18 protein-coding genes, 1 tRNA gene and 1 pseudogene are annotated in these 19,801 nt (G+C 67.2%); 8 read left to right on the forward strand and 12 right to left on the reverse strand.

The genetic code is table 11. The annotated features are described in order from the left end of the window. The 6 genes and pseudogenes from ACRDU5_RS05745 to ACRDU5_RS05770 all read right to left on the reverse strand — a co-directional run. Positions 1 to 120, reverse strand: a pseudogene (locus ACRDU5_RS05745) (oxidoreductase); the annotation flags it as partial. Between the two features lie 14 nt (positions 121 to 134). Continuing rightward, on the reverse strand, positions 135 to 782 hold the full coding sequence (locus tag ACRDU5_RS05750) for an LpqN/LpqT family lipoprotein (protein WP_526613524.1): 648 nt from the start codon (positions 780 to 782) through the stop codon (positions 135 to 137). Then, positions 779 to 1,156 carry an arsenate reductase (glutaredoxin) gene (arsC, locus tag ACRDU5_RS05755; RefSeq protein ID WP_526613525.1) on the reverse strand — a complete coding sequence of 126 codons (378 nt, stop codon included), beginning with the start codon at positions 1,154 to 1,156 and terminating at the stop codon, positions 779 to 781. Before arsC ends, ACRDU5_RS05750 begins: the two co-directional genes overlap by 4 nt. Continuing rightward, entirely contained in the window at positions 1,156 to 2,121 is a 966-nt protein-coding gene (locus tag ACRDU5_RS05760; RefSeq protein ID WP_526613538.1) for a ribose-phosphate diphosphokinase, read from the reverse strand. Before ACRDU5_RS05760 ends, arsC begins: the two co-directional genes overlap by 1 nt. A 115-nt stretch (positions 2,122 to 2,236) precedes the next feature. Further along, on the reverse strand, positions 2,237 to 3,718 hold the full coding sequence (gene glmU / locus ACRDU5_RS05765) for a bifunctional UDP-N-acetylglucosamine diphosphorylase/glucosamine-1-phosphate N-acetyltransferase GlmU (protein ID WP_526613526.1): 1,482 nt from the start codon (positions 3,716 to 3,718) through the stop codon (positions 2,237 to 2,239). Between the two features lie 4 nt (positions 3,719 to 3,722). After that, positions 3,723 to 3,794: transfer RNA gene (locus ACRDU5_RS05770), tRNA-Gln, on the reverse strand. A gap of 86 nt (positions 3,795 to 3,880) precedes the next feature. On the opposite strand from ACRDU5_RS05770, the gene ACRDU5_RS05775 reads away from it, so the two are divergent. The 3 genes from ACRDU5_RS05775 to ACRDU5_RS05785 all read left to right on the forward strand — a co-directional run bounded on the left by ACRDU5_RS05775 (position 3,881) and on the right by ACRDU5_RS05785 (position 9,350). After that, positions 3,881 to 4,483: a TetR/AcrR family transcriptional regulator gene (locus tag ACRDU5_RS05775; protein ID WP_526613539.1), complete on the forward strand. Its 603-nt coding sequence runs from the start codon at positions 3,881 to 3,883 to the stop codon at positions 4,481 to 4,483. Between the two features lie 89 nt (positions 4,484 to 4,572). Further along, positions 4,573 to 8,232 (forward strand): transcription-repair coupling factor, encoded by a 3,660-nt coding sequence (mfd, locus tag ACRDU5_RS05780; RefSeq protein ID WP_526613527.1) that lies wholly within the window; start codon positions 4,573 to 4,575, stop codon positions 8,230 to 8,232. Beyond that, positions 8,229 to 9,350 (forward strand): nucleoside triphosphate pyrophosphohydrolase, encoded by a 1,122-nt coding sequence (locus tag ACRDU5_RS05785; RefSeq protein ID WP_526613528.1) that lies wholly within the window; start codon positions 8,229 to 8,231, stop codon positions 9,348 to 9,350. Before mfd ends, ACRDU5_RS05785 begins: the two co-directional genes overlap by 4 nt. 52 nt (positions 9,351 to 9,402) lie before the next feature. Here ACRDU5_RS05785 and ACRDU5_RS05790 read toward each other — a convergent pair whose 3' ends face one another. The 3 genes from ACRDU5_RS05790 to ACRDU5_RS05800 are packed head-to-tail and all read right to left on the reverse strand — an operon-like array spanning position 9,403 to position 12,452. Further along, on the reverse strand, positions 9,403 to 10,242 hold the full coding sequence (locus tag ACRDU5_RS05790; RefSeq protein ID WP_526613529.1) for a type IV toxin-antitoxin system AbiEi family antitoxin: 840 nt from the start codon (positions 10,240 to 10,242) through the stop codon (positions 9,403 to 9,405). A 42-nt stretch (positions 10,243 to 10,284) separates the two neighbouring features. Then, positions 10,285 to 11,541: a Dyp-type peroxidase gene (locus ACRDU5_RS05795; protein ID WP_526613530.1), complete on the reverse strand. Its 1,257-nt coding sequence runs from the start codon at positions 11,539 to 11,541 to the stop codon at positions 10,285 to 10,287. Then, positions 11,538 to 12,452 (reverse strand): EfeM/EfeO family lipoprotein, encoded by a 915-nt coding sequence (locus ACRDU5_RS05800; RefSeq protein WP_526613531.1) that lies wholly within the window; start codon positions 12,450 to 12,452, stop codon positions 11,538 to 11,540. The genes ACRDU5_RS05795 and ACRDU5_RS05800 overlap by 4 nt, the downstream gene beginning before the upstream one ends. A 190-nt stretch (positions 12,453 to 12,642) precedes the next feature. Between ACRDU5_RS05800 and ACRDU5_RS05805 the strand changes: the two genes are divergently transcribed. From ACRDU5_RS05805 to ACRDU5_RS05825, 5 genes are all read left to right on the forward strand, one after another. Continuing rightward, complete coding sequence (locus ACRDU5_RS05805; RefSeq protein ID WP_526613532.1) at positions 12,643 to 13,374, forward strand: lytic transglycosylase domain-containing protein; 732 nt, start codon at positions 12,643 to 12,645, stop codon at positions 13,372 to 13,374. Between the two features lie 99 nt (positions 13,375 to 13,473). Then, positions 13,474 to 14,763 (forward strand): phosphopyruvate hydratase, encoded by a 1,290-nt coding sequence (eno, locus tag ACRDU5_RS05810; RefSeq protein WP_526613540.1) that lies wholly within the window; start codon positions 13,474 to 13,476, stop codon positions 14,761 to 14,763. Positions 14,764 to 14,766: 3 nt separating this feature from the next. Continuing rightward, positions 14,767 to 15,444, forward strand: a complete 678-nt coding sequence (locus ACRDU5_RS05815) for an FtsB family cell division protein (protein ID WP_526613533.1) — start codon at positions 14,767 to 14,769, stop codon at positions 15,442 to 15,444. Beyond that, positions 15,437 to 15,928, forward strand: a complete 492-nt coding sequence (locus tag ACRDU5_RS05820; protein ID WP_526613534.1) for a DUF501 domain-containing protein — start codon at positions 15,437 to 15,439, stop codon at positions 15,926 to 15,928. Before ACRDU5_RS05815 ends, ACRDU5_RS05820 begins: the two co-directional genes overlap by 8 nt. Positions 15,929 to 15,995: 67 nt before the next feature. Further along, positions 15,996 to 16,934, forward strand: coding sequence for a Ppx/GppA phosphatase family protein (locus ACRDU5_RS05825; RefSeq protein ID WP_526613535.1), 939 nt, complete (start codon positions 15,996 to 15,998; stop codon positions 16,932 to 16,934). An 8-nt stretch (positions 16,935 to 16,942) separates the two neighbouring features. On the opposite strand, the gene ACRDU5_RS05830 is transcribed toward ACRDU5_RS05825, so the two are convergent. The 3 genes from ACRDU5_RS05830 to ACRDU5_RS05840 form a co-directional block, all read right to left on the reverse strand. Beyond that, positions 16,943 to 17,395 (reverse strand): DUF4383 domain-containing protein, encoded by a 453-nt coding sequence (locus ACRDU5_RS05830; protein ID WP_526613536.1) that lies wholly within the window; start codon positions 17,393 to 17,395, stop codon positions 16,943 to 16,945. 78 nt (positions 17,396 to 17,473) lie between these two features. Beyond that, positions 17,474 to 17,626: a DUF4383 domain-containing protein gene (locus ACRDU5_RS05835; RefSeq protein ID WP_526613537.1), complete on the reverse strand. Its 153-nt coding sequence runs from the start codon at positions 17,624 to 17,626 to the stop codon at positions 17,474 to 17,476. A gap of 280 nt (positions 17,627 to 17,906) precedes the next feature. Continuing rightward, entirely contained in the window at positions 17,907 to 19,778 is a 1,872-nt protein-coding gene (locus ACRDU5_RS05840) for a propionyl-CoA synthetase (RefSeq protein WP_526613541.1), read from the reverse strand. Positions 19,779 to 19,801: the final 23 nt, after the last annotated feature.

Genomic DNA, 19,801 nt, shown 5'->3' on the forward strand with positions numbered 1-19,801 from the left:
CTTCGCCCCGACCCGGGCCAACTCGCGTGCCGTGATCAGACCCAGGCCGCTGTTGGCGCCGGTGACGATCGCGGTGCGTCCAGCGAACGAGGGCAGGTCGGCAGCGGTCCATCCAGTCATGGAGCTAACAGTAGCTACTTCCGGGCGACGGTGAATCCCCTGATGATCGCCTCGACGTCGGGAGCGTCTTCCACGGCCCGTTCGGCGTAGCCGGTGACGGTGAACTGAATCAGGTAGCGCTGGTTGGCCGGTGGGGGACCGGTGGGGATGACGATCCGGTTGTAGCTGTGCATCCGGCGCTCGGCGAGGTCGTAGCTGCCTTCAATCATCGATGAGGGGAAACCGCGCCAATTGTCGGTGGAGGCGTTGAGGCGCTTGAAGTTCAGCGACCGTTCGGCGTCGGCGTAGCCGTGCTGAACGGCTTGAGCGACATCGAAGTCGCCGTTGAGCTCGAACACCATCAACATCGCGGTCGGATAGGTGGAACCCTTTGCGATCACCCGCGTCCCCGGCGCGAAATCGGTGCTTTCGTACGGAGCCCAGCCGGGCGGTTGCGGCATCGTCACCGTCAAGTCGGTCAGCTTGTCGGGAGCGACGGGTTCGCCTACGACTCCGACGCTTTCCAGATATTCGGCGATCGTAACGGGCTTCTCGGTGGAGGTCGTGGTGGTCGTCGTGGTGGTCGTGCTCAGCAGCGACGTGTAGTCGGCTTGCTTCTCGCCGCAGCCTGCTGCGGCGATGACCACCAAAGCGACAGCTGCCGCAAAGCGGTGACGCGTCACAGAATCTCGCGAACTGCGTCGATGGGCCTGGCCAGCCGGGTGCCGTTCGGCGTGCCGACGAACGGCCGCTCGATGAGGATCGGATGTTCGGCCATCGCGTCGAGCAGCTCGTCGTCATCGGCGTCCGCCAAATTCAGCTCGGCGTACAGGGGTTCACGCTTGCGCACCGCGGTGCGCACGTCGATGCCGGAGTCCTTGATCAGCTCGACGAGTTCGGCGCGCGATGGCGGTGTCTTCAGATACTGGATCACCGTCGGTTCGATACCGTTGTCCCGCAACAGCTCCAGCGTCTTGCGTGAGGTCGTGCAGCGTGGATTGTGATAGATGACGAAGTCAGCACTGTCTGCTCTTCGCGCAAGCGGCTGATCGCCCATCAAGCGTCACCGTCGAAGAGTCCTGTCACCGATCCGTTTTCGAACACCGCTCGAATCGTGCTGGCCAGTAGCGGTGCGATGGACAGCACCGTGAGTTGCGGGAATTGCTTGTCCTCGCCGATCGGCAGCGTGTTGGTGACGATCACCTCGCGGGCACCGCTTTCGGCCAGCCGCTGCGGTGCCGGCTCGGATAGCACGCCGTGGCTGGCGGCGATGATGACGTCGCCGGCGCCGTCGTCGTGCAGCAGCTTGACCGCGCCGGCGATGGTGCCGCCGGTGTCGATCATGTCGTCTATCAGCACGCAGGTCCGGCCCTTGACGTCGCCGACGACCCGGTTGGACACCACCTGGTTGGGCACCCGCGGGTCGCGGGTCTTGTGGATGAACGCCAGCGGCGTGCCACCCAGCGCGTCGGCCCACTTCTCGGCGATGCGGACCCGGCCGGAGTCGGGGGAGACCACGACCATGTTCTCGCAGGGGTAGTTGTCGGCGATGTAGCCGGTCAGCAGGTTCTGTGCCCGCATGTGATCCACCGGCCCGTCGAAGAAGCCCTGAATCTGATCGGTGTGCAGGTCCACCGAGACGATGCGGTCGGCACCCGCAGTCTTGAGCAGGTCGGCGATCAGCCGTGCCGAGATCGGCTCGCGGCCGCGGTGTTTCTTGTCCTGGCGGGCATAGGGATAGAACGGCAGGATCGCGGTGATGCGCTTGGCGCTGCCACGTTTGAGCGCATCGATCATAAGCAGCTGTTCCATCACCCACTTGTTCAGCGGGTCGGGATGGGACTGCAGCACGAACGCGTCGCAGCCACGGACCGACTCTTCGAACCGCACGAAGATCTCGCCGTTGGCAAAGTCTTGGGCCGCCTGCGCGGTGACGTGGACGTCGAGTTCCTTGGCGACCTGCTCGGCCAGCTCAGGGTGCGCACGACCCGAGAAGAGCATCAGGTTCTTGCGGTTTTCCATCCAGTCGGTGCCCACGGTTGCCCTCGCCGGTCGAGAATCGATTTCGGCCTAATCGTACGTAGCGCAGCTGGCCGCGCGTGGCCGGGTTGCCACAACAAGAACGGCGGCGTCCAGTTCACGTTGGTTCGTCGTCCCCGGTGTCGGCTTCTTCGCCGGCTTCGGAGTTGGCCTTTCGGGCGGCCTCGGCCGCTGCCGACCCTGGCCGCTTGCGTTCCACCCAACCCTCGATATTGCGCTGCGGGCCCGCGGACACCGCGAGCGCGCCGGGCGGCACGTCGTCGCGCACCACGGCGCCCGCTCCGGTGTAGGCACCGTCGCCGACGGTGACCGGTGCGACGAACATGGTGTCCGAGCCGGTGCGTACGTGATCGCCGATCGTGGTGCGCTGCTTGTTCTCGCCGTCGTAGTTGACGAACACGCTCGACGCGCCGATGTTGCTGTGTTCGCCGATGTCCGCGTCGCCGACGTAGGTCAGGTGCGGCACCTTGGTGCCGGTGCCCACCGTCGAGTTCTTGGTCTCGACGAACGCCCCCAGCTTGGTGTCGGCGCCCAGCACGGTGCCGGGCCGCAGATAGGTGAATGGGCCGACGGTGGCGTCGTCGCCGATGGAGGCGGAGGAGCCGTGGGTGCGGATCACCGTCGCGCCTTCGCCGACGGTGACGTCGGTCAGCGTGGTGTCCGGGCCGATTTGGCAGCGCCCGCCGATGCGGGTGGCGCCCAGCAATTGCGTGCCGGGCTGGATGACGGTGTCGCGGCCGATGGTCACGTCGACGTCGATCCAGGTGGTCGCGGGGTCGACGATCGTCACCCCCGAGCGCTGGTGGGCGGCCACGATGCGCCGGTTCAGTTCGGCGCCCAGATCGGCCAGCTGCACCCGGTCGTTGACGCCGGCGACCAGCGCGACGTCGTCGACATGCTTGGCGCGCACGACGTGGCCGTCCTGCCGGATGATCGAGATGACGTCGGTGAGGTAGAGCTCGTTCCGGGCATTGTCGGAGCGCAACCGGCTGACCGCCGAGCGCAGCGCGGCGATGTCGAAGGCGTAGACGCCGGCGTTGACCTCGCGAATGGCCAGCTGCTCTCGCGTGGCGTCGGTCTGCTCCACGATGCCGATGACCTCACGGTCCTGGGTGCGCAGGATGCGGCCGTAGCCCGTCGGATCGGGCAGCGTCGTGGTCAGGATGGTCGCCCCGGTGGTCTCCGAGCCGTGCGTGGCGATCAGCTCGGCGAGGGTGTCGGCGTCCAGTAGCGGGATGTCGCCCGAGGTCACCACGACGATGCCGGCGAAGTCGGCGGGCAGGGCGGCCAGCCCGCACCCGACCGCATGGCCGGTGCCCAGCTGCTGCTCCTGCACCGCGACGTCGACGTTGCGGCCGAGCCGCTCGGCCAGCTCCGTGACGGCCGGGGTGATGCGCTCGCGGTCGTGGCCCAGCACCACGACCAGGTGCTGCGGGGCCACCTTGGCCAGCGAGTGCAGGGCGTGCGACAGCATGCTGCGACCGGCCAGCGTGTGCAGCACCTTCGGGATGTCGGAGCGCATACGGGTACCGGCCCCAGCCGCCAGGACCAGGACCGCCGCCTCACCATGCACCGTCATAAAGCTCCGTCGCCAGGACTCGAACCTGAACTTTCTGAACCAAAATCAGAGGTGCTGCCGATTACACCACGACGGACCGATCACCTAGCGACTCTAGTGCAACCATCTACGCTGATAAGCGTGGCAGCAGCCGAGAAGGAAGCGCGTGCACCCCGCGCCCGGATGACCGGCGCCGAGCGCCGCCATCAGCTCATCGACATCGCACGATCCCTCTTCGCCGAGCGCGGATACGAGGGGGCTTCGATCGAGGAGATCGCGCAACGCGCCAACGTCTCCAAGCCCGTCGTCTACGAGCATTTCGGCGGCAAGGAAGGGCTCTACGCGGTGGTCGTCGACCGTGAGATGTCGGCGCTGCTGGACGGCATCACGTCGTCGCTGACCAGGACGACCAACAACCGGTCCCGGCTGCGCATCGAGCGGGTGGCGCTGGCCCTGCTGACCTATGTCGATGAACGCACCGACGGATTCCGCATTCTGATTCGCGACTCCCCGGCGGCCATCACATCGGGCACCTACTCCACCCTGCTCAACGAGGCCGTCAACCAGGTGTCCTCGATCCTGGCCGGCGACTTCTCCCGCCGCGGCCTGGATCCCGACATGGCACCGCTGTACGCCCAGGCGCTGGTCGGTTCGGTATCGATGACGGCGCAGTGGTGGCTCGATGTGCGCGAGCCCAAGAAGGAAGTGGTGGCCGCCCATCTGGTCAACCTGTGCTGGAACGGGCTGATGCACCTCGAGGACGACCCGCAGCTGCTCGACGAGTAGGCCGCCGTCATAAGCGATTTCGGCGTGAAAACCTGCGCTCAGCGATAGAAATCACGCCGAAATCGCGGCTTGCCTAGGATGGATACATCATGACCGCATCGGGGATTACCCATGTCCAAACCCCGATCGCGGGGCTGGTCGACCTCGCGCTGCGCGATCCCGGTCTACAAGATGTCACCCGGCGGGCCGCCGGCAGACCCGATGATCTGGCCCTGGTCGGCCCGGCCGGCGCCAGGGTGTTCGCCGCCAGCGCGCTCGCCCAGCTGGGGCCGCTGCTGGTGGTGACCGCCACCGGGCGCGAGGCCGACGACCTGACCGCCGAGCTGCGCGGGGTTTTCGGTGATTCGGTTGCGCTGTTCCCGTCCTGGGAAACGCTGCCGCACGAACGGTTGTCCCCGGGTGTCGACACCGTCGGAGCCCGGCTGATGCTGCTGCGCCGAATCGCCAACCCCGACGACGAGCGGCTCGGGCCGCCGCTGCGGGTGGTGGTCACCACGGTGCGCTCGCTGCTGCAGCCGATGGCGCCGGATCTGGCCGAGATCGAACCGGTCACCCTGACGGTGGGCGCCGAAGTCGAGTTCAACGATGTGATCACCCGGCTCGTCGAACTGGCCTACACCCGTGTCGACATGGTCGGCCGGCGGGGGGAGTTCGCGGTGCGCGGCGGGATCCTCGACGCCTTCCCGCCCACCGCCGAGCACCCGGTCCGCGTCGAATTCTGGGGCGACGAGATCTCCGAGATGCGGATGTTCTCCGTCGCCGATCAGCGATCGATCCCCGAAATCGATATCGGCACCATCGTCGCCGTGCCGTGCCGCGAACTGCTGCTCACCGACGACGTCCGGGCAAGGGCCGCCGCGCTGGCCGCCCAACACCCCAGAACGGACAATGCAGTCCCCGGCGGCGTGCCCGACATGCTGGCCAAGCTGGCCGAAGGCATCCCCGTCGACGCCATGGAGGCACTGCTGCCGCTGCTGCGGCCGACCGACTTGTCCACGCTCAGCGACCAGCTGCCGGCGCAGACGCCGCTGCTGGTGTGCGACCCGGAGAAGGTCCGCACCCGCGCGGCCGACCTGATCAAGACCGGCCGCGAGTTCCTCGAAGCGTCGTGGTCGACGGCCGCGGTCGGCGGCGATGCACCGATCGATCTGGAGGCGCTGGGCGCATCCGGGTACCTGCAACTCGACGAGGTGCAGGCCGGGGCCCGCGCCGGCGGACACCCCTGGTGGACGCTGAGCCAGCTCGGTAGCGAGTCGGCGCTGGAGCTGAACATCCGTGCGGCGCCGTCGGCCCGCGGCCAGCAGGCCGGCGTCGACGAGATCTTCGCCATGCTGCGCGCCCACGTGGCAACCGGCGGACACGCCGCGGTGGTCACGCCCGGCACCGGAACCGCGCATCGGGTGGTCGAGCAGCTGGCCGAAGCCGATACGCCGGCAGCGATGTTGGAGCCCGGCGCGGCACCCAAACCCGGTGTGGTTGGGGTGCTCAAGGGCCCGCTGCACGACGGCGTGGTGCTGCCGGGCGCCAACTTCGTCGTCATCACCGAGACCGATCTGACCGGCAACCGGGTTACCGCACCCGAAGGCAAGCGGCTGGCCGCCAAGCGCCGCAATGTCGTCGACCCACTCGCGCTGACCGCCGGTGACCTGGTGGTGCACGACCAGCACGGCATCGGCCGCTTCGTCGAGATGGTGGAACGCACCGTCGGCGGTGCGCACCGGGAGTATCTGGTGCTGGAGTACGCGTCGGCCAGGCGAGGCGGTGGTTCGGACAAGCTCTATGTGCCGATGGACTCTCTGGACCAGCTGTCGCGCTATGTCGGCGGGCAGGCGCCGACGCTGAGCCGGCTGGGCGGCAGCGACTGGACCAACACCAAGACCAAAGCGCGGCGGGCGGTCCGCGAGATCGCCAGCGAGCTGGTGTCGCTGTATGCCAAGCGGCAGGCGTCGCCGGGGTACGCGTTCGGGCCCGACACCCCGTGGCAGGCCGAGATGGAGGACGCGTTCGGGTTCACCGAGACCGTCGACCAGTTCACCGCGATCACAGAGGTCAAGGCCGACATGGAGAAGCCGATCCCGATGGACCGGGTGATCTGCGGTGACGTCGGCTATGGCAAGACCGAGATCGCGGTGCGGGCCGCGTTCAAGGCGGTGCAGGACGGCAAGCAGGCCGCGATGCTGGTGCCCACGACGCTGCTGGCCGACCAGCACCTGCAGACCTTCACCGAGCGGATGGCCGAATTCCCGGTCACCGTGAAGGGCCTGTCGCGGTTCACCGATCCGACCGAATCGCGCGCGGTGCTCGACGGCATGAAAGACGGGTCGGTCGACATCGTGATCGGCACGCACCGGCTGCTGCAAACCGGAGTGACCTGGAAGAACCTCGGCCTGGTCGTGGTCGATGAGGAGCAGCGGTTCGGCGTCGAGCACAAGGAGCACATCAAGTCGATGCGCACCCACGTCGACGTGCTGACGATGAGCGCCACCCCGATTCCGCGCACGTTGGAGATGAGCCTGGCCGGGATCCGGGAGATGTCGACGATCCTGACCCCGCCCGAGGAGCGCTATCCGGTGCTGACCTACGTCGGGCCGCACTCCGATAAACAGATCGCCGCCGCGCTTCGGCGCGAACTGCTGCGCGACGGGCAGGCCTTCTACATCCACAATCGGGTCAGCTCGATCGACCAGGCCGCCGCCCGGGTGCGCGCGCTGGTGCCCGAGGCACGTGTCGTCGTCGCGCACGGTCAGATGCCCGAGGACCCGCTGGAGTCCACGGTCGAGGGATTCTGGAATCGCGAGTACGACATCCTGGTCTGCACAACGATCGTCGAAACCGGCCTGGACATCTCCAATGCCAACACCCTGATCGTCGAACGCGCCGACACGTTCGGGCTGTCCCAGCTACACCAGTTGCGCGGCAGGGTGGGACGCAGCCGTGAACGCGGCTACGCGTATTTCATGTACCCGCCCGAGATTCCGTTGACCGAGACGGCCTACGACCGGCTGGCCACCATCGCCCAGAACAACGAGCTCGGTGCGGGCATGGCCGTCGCGATGAAGGACCTCGAGATCCGCGGTGCGGGCAACGTTCTCGGCGCCGAACAGTCCGGCCACGTCGCCGGCGTCGGATTCGACTTGTACGTCCGGCTGGTCGGTGAGGCGGTCGAGGCGTACCGCGCCGCTGCGGACGGGAAAACCGTTGCCGCCATTGAAGAACCAAAAGATGTGCGGATCGACTTGCCGGTCGACGCGCATCTACCACCCGACTACATCGCCAGCGACCGGTTGCGCCTGGAGGGCTACCGCCGGCTGGCCTCGGCCGGCGACCCGGTCGCCGTCGACGCGGTCACCGAGGAGCTCGTTGACCGGTATGGCCCGCTGCCCGAGCCGGCCCGGCGACTGGTGGCGGTCGCGCGGTTGCGGCTGCTGGCGCGCGAGTATGGCATCACCGAGATCAGCGCCGCTTCGGCGTCGACGGTGCGACTGTCGCCACTGACGTTGGTGGACTCGCAGCAACTGCGGCTCAAGCGCCTGTACCCCAGTGCGCACTACCGGGCGACGACGTCAACGGTGCAGGTGCCGATCCCGAGATCCGGCACTGGAGTGGGCGCGGCGCGAATCCGCGATCTCGAGCTCGTCCAAATGGTGGCCGGTTTGGTATTGGCCCTTGATGGAAAACCGCAGGATGAAGTTGATATAACCAACTTCGGAGGTGAAGCGGCGATGAACGACAAGCAGCGAGCGCGATGACAGTCGTGCTGGTCGATCCACGGCGCCCTTCGTTGGTCCCGGTCGAGGCGATGGAGCTGTTGACCGGTGATGTCCAATACACCGAAGAGATGCCCGTCAAGGTGCCGTGGTCGCTGCCGGCGGCCCGGCCGGCGTATGACGGCGAAGACGCGCCGGTGCTGCTGTCGTCGGATCCCGAACACCCCGCCGTCCAGGCGCGACTGGCGGCCGGAGACAAACTGATTGCGGCGCCCGACCCGCAACCCGGCGATCGGCTTGTCGACGCGGTGGCCATGATGGACAAGTTGCGCACCGCCGGCCCGTGGGAAAGCGAGCAGACCCACGACTCGCTGCGCCGATTCCTGTTGGAGGAAACCTACGAGCTCTTCGACGCGGTGCGCAGCGGCAACGCGGACGAGCTGCGCGCGGAACTTGGCGACGTGCTTCTGCAGGTGCTGTTTCACGCCCGCATCGCCGAGGACGCGCCGCAGCATCCGTTCACCATCGACGACGTCGCCGACTCGCTGCTGCGCAAGCTCGGCAACAGGGTGCCGGCGGTGCTGGCCGGTGAACCAATCTCGCTGGACGAACAGCTCGCGCAATGGGAACAGCGCAAGGCTGCCGAGAAGTCGCGTAATTCGTCAATGGATGATGTGCCGACGGGTCAACCCGCATTGGCGTTGGCGCAGAAGGTGATTGATCGGGTGACGCAGGCCGGTCTGCCCGCCGACCTCATCCCGGCCGAAATCAAGGGCATTACGGTATCGGTGGATGGGGATGCCGAAAACAACTTGCGCACCACGGTTTTGGAGTTCATGGATACCGTGCGCCGGGTGGAGAGGGCCATCGCCGCCGACCGCCGTGGTGAAGACGTACCGGAGGAACTCGACATCGCATCGCTCGGGGTGATCACTGAGGAGGAATGGCGGGCGTTCTGGCCGTCCGCCGATGTCGCTGAGGAGCCCGTCGCAGCCGAAGAGACTGAGGAGACGGATACGGAACCGGCGCCCGATCGAATTCCCGAGCCGACACCGGCCGACGTTCCAGAGCCTGGGCCGGCGGAGGTGCCCGAGCCGTCGCCGGTGGACGTCCCCGAGCCGACACCCGAGGACGTCAGCGAAACGGTCGAGCCGCGCTAGTTCGCCGAGCGTGCAACCACTGCGAAAAATCGCTCAAAATATCGCAGTGGCCTCACGTTCGGCGGCTCCACGCCGTTGAGAGTCGGCGAATAATTCCGCCCGCGGTGTCCTCTGCGGTCACGCGAATGTCCACCCATCCCAGCTCAGCGACCGTCTCCGCCCGACGGATGTCGTGGTTGAAGCGGCTGCGATCAATCCGATGATGCTCGCCTTCGTAATCCATAGCGATCTTCACGTCCTCCCAACCCAGGTCGAGTACCGCGACGAGCACGCCGAATTCGTCGTAGACCGGGATCTGCGTCTGTGGCCGCGGATAGCCGTTTCGGATCACGAGAAGTCGCAGCCAGGTCTCTTGTGGCGATTCCGCGCCTGGATCGACGAGGTCGAGAACCGTACGTGCCCTCCGAATACCGCGACGGCCCTGGTATCTGTCGGCGAGCAGCTCGGCATCGGCGATCTTGAGTTGGGTTGCGCGCGCCAGGGCATCGACCGTCGCTACCGCTTTGTCGACGGGGTATCGGCATGCGAGGTCGAGGGCGGTGCGGGCGGGTGTGGTCACTCGGATCCCGTTGATCATCTCGACCTCGTCGTCGACGACCCGGTCGGACCACGTATGAATACCTCTGGGCGGTCGGCGATTCGGCCACAGCAACTCGGCCGGCCGATCGCGGTCGACCCACTTCGCTCCATGCAACGCTGCGGCCGATTGTCCCGCGACGATGCCTTGGCGCCCGGACCATAACCACGCCGCTCGGGCGCGGTCGATAGCGGTCAGATCGCTGTCGAGCGGCATGTACACGTCCGGATAGAGCGCGACGAACCTGCTGCGCAGGGCGTAGGGCGTTAAAGCACGTGACGCAATCGCCTCAGTTCCGATGAATGCCTCCCCCATGCGACGAAGTGTGCCGACGATCACCGACACGTCGGAGCACGGTCAGGCGACCAGCTGATCACCGAGGAACCGGTCCGGACCGGTCACCCCGGGCAGGGCGAAGAAGAAGCCGCCACCCACCGGAAGGATGTACTCCTCGAGCGGTTCACCCTTCAGTCGACTCTGAACGGTGAGGAACCCCAACTCCAGACTCCGCTGATAGGAGATGAACGCCAGCCCTTGGTCGAGCCGTCCGGCGCCGTCGAATCCCCGCGAATACGAGAATCCGCGGCGCAGGATGAGGTTCTCCTCGGTCTCGGCCGTGCGGGGGTTGGCCAGCCGGATATGGGCATCCGGCTTTATCCGCTTGCCGTCGGGATCCTCGGCGTAGTCGGGATCGGCGAACTCGTCCGTCATGCCCAGCGGGGCGCCGCTGACCTTGCGCCGACCGATGATTGCCTCCTGCTCGGCGAGTTGGGTCCGATCCCAGAACTCGACGAACATCCGGATGATGCGAACGGCCTGATACGAACCGCCGACCGCCCAATCGGGTTCGCCGTCTTCGGGGCCCACCCAGACGTGGCGATCCATCAGAGCGGCGTCGTCCACGTCAAGGTTGGCTGTTCCATCCTTGAACCCCAACAGGTTTCGGGGGGTCGCGGCTTCCGACACCGGGCCCGCTCCGATCCCGCGGGAGTAACCGTCGACGATCCAACGCAACACCAGATCGCTTCGGGTGCGGCGCATCAACTGCCGCAGCGCGAATTGCACGGTGTCGGCGTGACCGGCCTCGAGGACGATCGCCAGGTCACCGTGTGAGAGCTTCGGGTCCAACCGGTCGTTGGCCAAGAACGGCATGGTGACCAGTTCTTTGGGCTTGCGGTCGGCCAAGCCGAACCGGTCGTCGAACAACGAAGCGCCGACACCAACGACCACCGAAAGGTTGTCCTCCGGCGGCTTCTTCCCGAGGATCCCCGAGTCGACGGGCGGGTATGCGGGGTCGCGCACCTCGGGCGGCTTGCCGGCCATCAGGCCGCGGATCTCGTCGGTGAGTGCGGCCAGTGCGGACGACAGGGCGGCGCGGTCTTTGGACTGCACGGTGAACGATGCCAGCAGACCCCGCTCCGGGATCGGCAATGCGGTGATCCCGGTTTGATGCGCACCCGCGAACGGGATGAACCGAGCCGCGACGGGCGGGGCGGGCTGCGGCGAACCGCAGCCCGACAACGATGTACCTACGCCGACGGCGGCACCGGTGCCCAGTGCCCCCGTGACGAAGGTTCGGCGTGAGATCCCCGCGCGCCGTGGCCGCTGGTTCACTGCAGCTTCAGGACCCCCGCGACTTGCGACACGTTCTCGGACAGTCCGGCCAGTTGCGCCTTGAGCTTGTCGATGGTCGGCGGATCCACCGTCACGCCGGTGCAGCGCGGCGACGGGTACGGGTCGTTCTCGGTGCAGTAGAGCACCCAGCCGTCACCGCGGCGCAGCGGCCGCATGGTGTTGAAGATCTCGGTGAACCCGGCAGAGATCTTGCCCAGCAGCGCCGGATCAGCTTCCACGAGTGCAGGTTCCAGCTTGTCGACTGCGACCTGTGAGCCTTGCAGGTTGGCATCGAAGTCCCACAGGTCGGTCTTGGAGTAGCGGTCCTCCTCGCCGGTGATCTTGCCCTCCGAGACCTCCTCGATCAGCTCGGCTGCCCCGACCGCGACGTCTCTCGGGGTGACCTCGAGCGTTGGCATCTGCTGCTGCAGCGTCGCGACGTCCTGGTCGAGTTGGTCGGCGAAGGGAGCCCCGCCTTCGGTGGTGTTCTGCTCGAAGAGCAGATACTCAAGGCGATGCCAGCCGGTGAATGCTGCGTCGTCGACGCCGGCGAAGTCGTCGACACGCGCGTCGACCTTGCCGTCGATCTCCTCGACGAGGCCGGCCAGCGGCTCAATTCGCTCCCACGGCAGTCGCGACGGCGCGTACGCGTCCTGCGCGGCTTGCAGGTTGCCGGCCCGCACCGCATCGGTGAACGTCTTGGTGACACGAACCAGTTCGTTGGTCTGATCGACCGCGTAGGCCTGGTACTCGTCGGCGGCCTTTTCGACGAGCGGATTCGGGGCCGCCGCCGCGGTCGTCGTCGTTGTCGGGGCGGCTTCGGTGCCGCTGTCGGCATCGTTGCTTGAGCAGCCGGCCAGAGCCAGCGCCAGGGCCACCACCGGTACCTGCCAGACGAGATGCCGTCGCATCGAACCTCCTCGTAGTAGACGCGTGAACCCTACATTGTTTCGCTCCGCGTAGGGTAGGCACACCTAAACGCCGGTGTGATCGTTTTGCTCGACCGTGTGGCTGCCCGGCGGGTAGCTCCGGCTGTGGTTCCGTAGCACTCATCAGGCCGTGCGACGATGGTCAGCGACCAAGGTTGTTTGAGGGAGTCCAGTGTCGCCAGTGCGTTGGCTGCGGGCTGTCGCGGTAGTGGGTGCGACGGCACTGCTGTTGGCTTCCAGCTGTTCGTGGCAGCTGGGCATCCCCATTCCCGAAGGCGTCCCGCCACCGGCCGGCGACCCGGTGCCACAGATCGACACCCACGCCAAGGGCAGGCCGGCCGATCAGTTGCACGAATGGGCGGCCGAGCGGGCGCCGGCTTTGGGCTTGCCGGTGGGCGCCCTCGAGGCGTATGCCTATGCGGCCAGGGTGGCCGAGGTGGAGAACCCGGATTGCCATCTGACCTGGCCCACGCTCGCCGGGATCGGCATGGTGGAGAGTCACCACGGCGCCTATCGCGGCGCGAAAATCGCTTCGAACGGCGATGTCCGCCCGCCCATCCGCGGCGTGCGGCTGGACGGCACGATGGGAAACCTGGAGATCGTCGACAGCGACGACGGGCGGCTGGACGGCGACCGCGCCCTGGACCGGGCCATGGGCCCCATGCAGTTCATCCCGGAGACCTGGCGGCTGTACGGGGTGGACGCGAACAATGACGGCAAGGTCAGCCCGGACAACTTCGATGATGCGGCGTTGTCGGCGGCGGGCTATTTGTGCTGGCGCGGGAAGGACCTCGCCACCCCGCGAGGCTGGATGGAAGCGTTGCGGGCCTACAACCGCTCCGACCAGTACGCCCGCACCGTGCGGGACTGGGCGACGGCCTACGCCGACGGCCACGCCCTCTAACCACACGGCGCCGTCGACACGCTTTAGGCTCATGCTCAAGCCCCACGGTCAAGCCGGACGACCAGCCCGACGATGAACCCGACGATCAAGGAGAAGCCCGTGCCCATCATCGAGCAGGTCGGAGCTCGCGAGATCCTCGACTCCCGTGGCAACCCGACTGTCGAGGTCGAGTTGGCACTGATCGACGGCACCTTCGCCAGGGCGGCGGTACCGTCTGGCGCCTCCACCGGAGAACACGAGGCGGTGGAGCTGCGCGACGGCGGCTCGCGCTACGGCGGCAAGGGTGTGCAGCAGGCGGTGCAGGCGGTGCTCGACGAGATCGCTCCGGCGGTCATCGGGCTGAGCGCCGACGACCAGCGACTGGTCGACCAGGCGCTGCTTGACCTGGACGGCACACCGGATAAGTCACGGCTGGGCGCCAACGCGGTTCTGGGTGTATCGCTGGCGGTGTCGAAGGCCGCCGCCGAATCGGCCGGGCTGCCGCTGTTCCGCTACATCGGCGGTCCGAACGCCCACGTCCTGCCGGTGCCGATGTTGAACATCCTCAACGGCGGCGCGCACGCCGACACCGGCGTCGATGTCCAGGAGTTCATGGTCGCCCCGATCGGTGCGCCGAGCTTCAAGGAGGCGCTGCGGTGGGGCGCCGAGGTATACCACTCGCTGAAATCGGTGCTGAAGAAGCAGGGATTGTCCACCGGTCTGGGCGACGAGGGCGGATTCGCGCCGGACGTGGCCGGCACCAAGGCCGCACTCGACCTGATCCTGTCGGCCATCGAAGCGGCGGGATACCAGCCCGGTGCCGACGTGGCGCTGGCGCTGGACGTCGCGGCCACCGAATTCTTCACCGAGGGAAAGGGTTACAACTTCGAGAAGGAGACGCATACCGCCGATCAGATGGCGGAGTTCTACGCCGCGCTCATCGACTCCTATCCGCTTGTCTCGATCGAGGATCCGCTCTCCGAGGACGACTGGGACGGCTGGGTGGCGCTGACCACGGCCATCGGTGACCGTGTCCAGCTCGTCGGCGACGACCTCTTCGTCACCAACCCCGAGCGACTCGAGGACGGCATCGAAAGGGGAGCGGCCAACGCCCTGCTGGTCAAGGTGAATCAGATTGGCACGCTGACCGAAACGCTCGATGCGGTGTCGCTGGCGCACAACAGCGGCTACCGCACGATGATGAGCCACCGCAGCGGCGAAACGGAGGACACCACCATCGCCGACCTCGGGGTCGCGGTGGGCAGCGGCCAGATCAAGACCGGTGCACCGGCGCGCAGCGAGCGGGTCGCCAAGTACAACCAGTTGCTGCGCATCGAGGAGACCCTCGGCGATGCGGCGCGGTACGCCGGCGACCTCGCCTTCCCCAGATTCGCCCCGGAGGCCAAATAGCCCGTGCCCGAAGCGAAACGGCCCGATCCGAAACGGCGCTCCCCGGCTTCCAGACCTGGCAAGTCGGGTAAGGCCGACGACTCGGCGCGCGGCCCGCGGGGAGCGGCCCGACGTGAGCAACGCGGCACCGAGTCGCGGTCCGCACCCGAGCCCGATGAGCGGAGCACCGCCGATTCGATCAGGAAGTCCATCGCGGAATCGGCCGAACAACTGGCCGAACAGCGGCTGGGTTCGGCGGCGCGGCGGGCGGCGATTCTCGCCGCGGTGGTGTGCGTGCTCACCCTGACCATCGCCGGGCCGGTGCGCACCTACTTCGCCCAGCGAACCGAGATGAAACAGCTGGCGGCGACGGAAGCCAGGCTGCGCGCGGAGATCGCCGAACTCGAGCAGCAGAAGGTGAAGCTGGCCGACCCGGTTTACATTGCCGCGCAAGCCCGCGAACGGCTCGGGTTCGTCATGCCGGGCGAAATTCCCTATCAGGTGCAGTTACCCCCGACGGGAGCGGTACCGGGCGGGCCCGGCGACGAAGCCTTCGCCGCCCGGGCCGGCGAGCCGTGGTACACGTCGCTGTGGCACACGATCGCCGATGTGCCGCACAACGTTCCGAGCCCGGACCCTCCCGCCACTCCGCCCGTTCCTCCGACGCCCGCCCCTCCCGGTGCTCCGCCTCCCGGTGGTTGAGCGATCGGATCTCGACGCCGTCGCGCGGCAGCTCGGCCGTGCGCCACGCGGCGTCCTGGAGATCGCTTACCGGTGCCCGAACGGTGAGCCGGGTGTCGTCAAGACAGCGCCGAGATTGCCTGACGGAACACCCTTTCCGACGCTGTACTACTTGACGCATCCGGTGCTGACCGCGGCGGCTAGCCGACTCGAATCGTCGGGTTTGATGCGAGATATGACCGACCGGCTGCGGCAGGACCCGCAGCTGGCCACGGCTTACCGACGGGCGCACGAGTCGTATCTGGGCGAGCGCGACGCGCTCGAATCCCTGGGTACTTCGTTCTCCGGCGGCGGTATGCCGGACCGGGTGAAGTGCCTGCACGTGCTGATCGCGCACTCGCTGGCCAAGGGTCCCGGCGTCAACCCGCTCGGAGACGAGGCGTTGGCCGTGCTGGCCGTCGAACCGGCCATGAACGGCATCCTCGAGCCGGGGGTATGGATATGAACACCCGAAGGCGAGCGCGAGTGAGGATCGCAGCGAAGCGAGGACCGGAGCGAGCGGGAGCCGAGGCATGAACCGGGTCGCCGCGGTCGACTGCGGCACCAACTCGATTCGATTGCTGATCGCCGATGCCGTCGACGGCCGGTTGCGCGAAGTCCATCGCGAGATGCGCATCGTGCGGCTGGGCCAGGGCGTCGATGCCACCGGGCAATTCGCACCCGACGCGCTCGCGCGGACGAAGGCCGCGCTGGTCGACTATGCCGAGCTGTTGCGTCGCCACGACGTGTCGAAAGTACGGATGGTCGCGACGTCGGCCACCCGCGACGCCGCCAACCGCGACGTGTTCTTCACGATGACAGCCGATGTGCTGGGCGCCGTGGTGCCCGGGACGGTCGCCGAGGTGATCACCGGAACCGAGGAGGCTGCGCTGTCGTTTCACGGCGCTGTCGATGAAATGGACATCGCCGCAGCACCTTTCGTGGTGGTGGATCTCGGCGGTGGATCCACCGAAGTGGTGCTGGGCGAGCGTGACATGGACGCCGGTTTCTCTGCCGACATCGGCTGCGTGCGGCTGACCGAACGCTGCCTGCATTCGGATCCGCCGACGGCCGCGGAGGTGGCGGCCGCGCGCGAAGTGGTGCGGCAACGACTGGGGGAGGCGCTGCGAGTGGTGCCCGTCGAGCGAGCGCGAACCTGGGTCGGGGTGGCCGGCACCATGACCACGATTTCGGCGCTGGCCCAACAGATGACGACGTATGACCCGACGGCGATTCACCTGTCCCGCGTCGGGTTCGGTGAACTGCTGCCGGTGTGCGAGGAGCTGCTCACGATGACCCACCAGCAGCGGGCAGCGCTGGGGCCGATGCACGAGGGCCGCGTCGACGTCATCGGCGGCGGCGCCATCATCGTGGAGGAGTTGGCGGACGCCCTGCGCGCCCGGGCCGGCATCGATGAGCTGGTGGTCAGCGAGCACGACATTCTCGACGGAATCGCGCTGTCAATCGGCTAGGCGCTGGTTCAAGTGCGAATTTTCGCGCGACGTTTCGTCGGGTCGTGCTGGCCCGCGAGTGTCAGGCCCAATAGCACCATGCCCGTACCGAGCCCGAAGTGCAGCCAGTTGGTGGCACCGTTCACCGGAACGAAGTTGGCGGGGTTGGCGTGGTCGACGAGTAGGCCGTACACCCAGAGCGCGAGGTAGGCCAAACCGCCGACGAGAAGATAGGCGCGCGAAGTGGCGTAGCTGCGTGCCATGAAGAAACCGGCGGCGCCGAACAGCAGATGAAGGACATTGTGCAGCCCCGAGACGGCGAAGACGCCGAACAGTTTTGCGCCGGAATGGTGGCCCGCCCACTGCAACTCGTCGTAGTCGGTCGTCACCCAGGGAATGAAGCCCAGCACGCCGACCACCAGGAAAGCGGCGCCGATCAGCACCGCCGCGCCCTGCACGGCCATGTACCTGGGAGTCGCCATTCCTTCACCTCCCTGCCGGGCCCTTATTGACGGACCCGCAGGTTGGTGAAGTACCCCGGCGACCGGTCGCTTAACCGGTTATGGGCTGGTGGGTGGCGTCCGGTTCACCGGAACCCGCGACGCGACGTCCCCGGGAATGAAGCCCAGGATGCCGATCAGCAAGAACACCGCACCGACCACAAACGCCGCGGCCTGAACTGGGGTGTACCTGCGTCCGACGTTGGTGGACATGATTGCCCTTTCTCGAGTACGGGGTTGATGAATTGCCCGAGAAAGCCGCACGCAAACACCACCCGACGACGAATCGGGCGGAGACTAACTACCTACGGTTAGCGCCGTACCTTGCAGTTGGGGAGGTTGCCGCAATGGTGGCCGCTGTCGCATGCGTTGCACCGACAGGTACACGATCCGGCCTTGGTTGCTGGTACTCGCATAGTCAACGCCTTTCGTTGAGACTGCGCTCAGGGCGTAGGTTACTCGCACAATTGCGCCCTTGGTGCAGTCTCAACGATCAGCCCTGCAGGATCGGGCGGAGCGCGTCGAGCACGGCGGGGTCCTCGATCGTCGACGGCAGCGGTTCGTCCTTACCGTCGGCGATTCCCCGCATGGTCTTGCGCAGGATCTTCCCCGACCGGGTTTTCGGTAGCGCGGCGACGACGTCGACGATCCTGAAACAGGCCACCGCGCCGATGTTCTCGCGCACGGCCGCGACCAGGTCCTCGGCCAGCCCCTCGTCCGATGCACCCGCTTTCAGCACGACCAATCCACGCGGCACCTGTCCCTTCATCTCGTCGGCAACACCGATGACCGCGCACTCCGCCACTGCCGGGTGCTCGGCGAGCACCGCCTCGATCGAGCCGGTCGACATGCGGTGTCCCGCAACGTTGATGACGTCGTCGGTGCGGCCCATCACGAACAGATAGCTGTCGTCGTCGATGTAACCGCCGTCGCCGGTGAGGTAATAACCTTCGAACGCCGACAGATAGGAGGCGACGTAGCGGTCGTCGTCGCCCCACAGGGTCGGCAGCGTTCCCGGCGGGAGTGGGAGTTTGACGCAGATCGCGCCCTCTTCGTTCGGTGCTGCCCGCGAGCCGTCGGGGCGCAGGATCTGCACGTCGTACCCGGGCATCGGCACGGTGGCCGAGCCCGGCTTGATGTCCAGCGCTTCGACGCCCATCGGGTTGGCGGCGACCGGCCAGCCGGTCTCGGTCTGCCACCAGTGGTCGACGACCGGGATGCCCAGCCGCTCCGAGGCCCAGTGGTAGGTGCCGGGATCCAGCCGTTCGCCGGCCTGGAACAGGTACTGCAGCGCGGACATGTCCTGCTTGCTCAGGTGCACACCATCGGGGTCTTCCTTCTTGATCGCCCGGATCGCGGTCGGCGCGGTGAACACCGCCTTCACCCCGTGTTCGGAAGCCACCCGCCAGAACGCGCCGGCGTCCGGTGTCCCCACCGGCTTGCCCTCGTAGAGCACGCTCGTCGCGCCGAGCATCAGGGGGCCGTACACGATGTAGGAGTGGCCGACGACCCAGCCCACGTCGGAGGCGGCCCAGTACACGTCGCCGGGGTGGGTGTCGTAGACGTTGCGCATGCTCCACAACAGCGCCACGGCATGCCCGCCGTTATCCCGGACGATTCCCTTCGGCCGCCCGGTCGTGCCCGACGTGTACAGCACGTACAGCGGATCGGTGGCCGCGACCGGCACCGCGTCGACGGGCTTCGCGCCGGCCATCAGCTCGTTCCAGTCCAGATCCCGTCCCGCCAGCGGCTCACAGGGCCGCTGCTCGCGCTGCACGATCACGCACGCGGGCGGGGCGTGCTCGGCGACCTCCAGCGCGGCATCCAGCATCGGCTTGTAGTCCACCGTTCGGGTGGGCTCGATGCCGCAGGACGCGGTGACGATGACGGCGGGACGGGCGTCGTCGATCCGCGTGGCCAGTTCGTTGGCGGCGAAACCGCCGAACACCACCGAGTGCACCGCGCCCAGTCGGGCACACGCCAGCATCGCGATGACGGCCTCGGGAATCATCGGCATGTAGATCACCACGCGATCGCCCTTGGCCACACCCAGCCCGCGCAGCGCGCCGGCGAACCGAGCGGTCTCGTCGAGCAGTTCGCGGTAGGTGTAGGTGTGCTGCGAGCCGGTCACCGGTGAGTCGTAGATCAACGCCGCCTGCCCGGCGCGGCCGCCCTCGACGTGGCGGTCCAGCGCGTTGGCGCAGGTGTTCAGCTCCGCGTCGGGGAACCACCGATAGAACGGCGGGTTGGTGTCGTCGAGAATGCGCTGCGGCTCGCGGGTCCACGTCACGGCCTTCGCGGCTTCGGCCCAAAAGGCCGTGGGATTGGAGATGCTGGCGTCGAACAGTTCCCGGTATCGGGCCATACCCGCACCGTAGCGCGCCAGTG

It is taken from the genome of Mycobacterium sp. (assembly GCF_050701515.1).
Taxonomy (GTDB): domain Bacteria; phylum Actinomycetota; class Actinomycetes; order Mycobacteriales; family Mycobacteriaceae; genus Mycobacterium.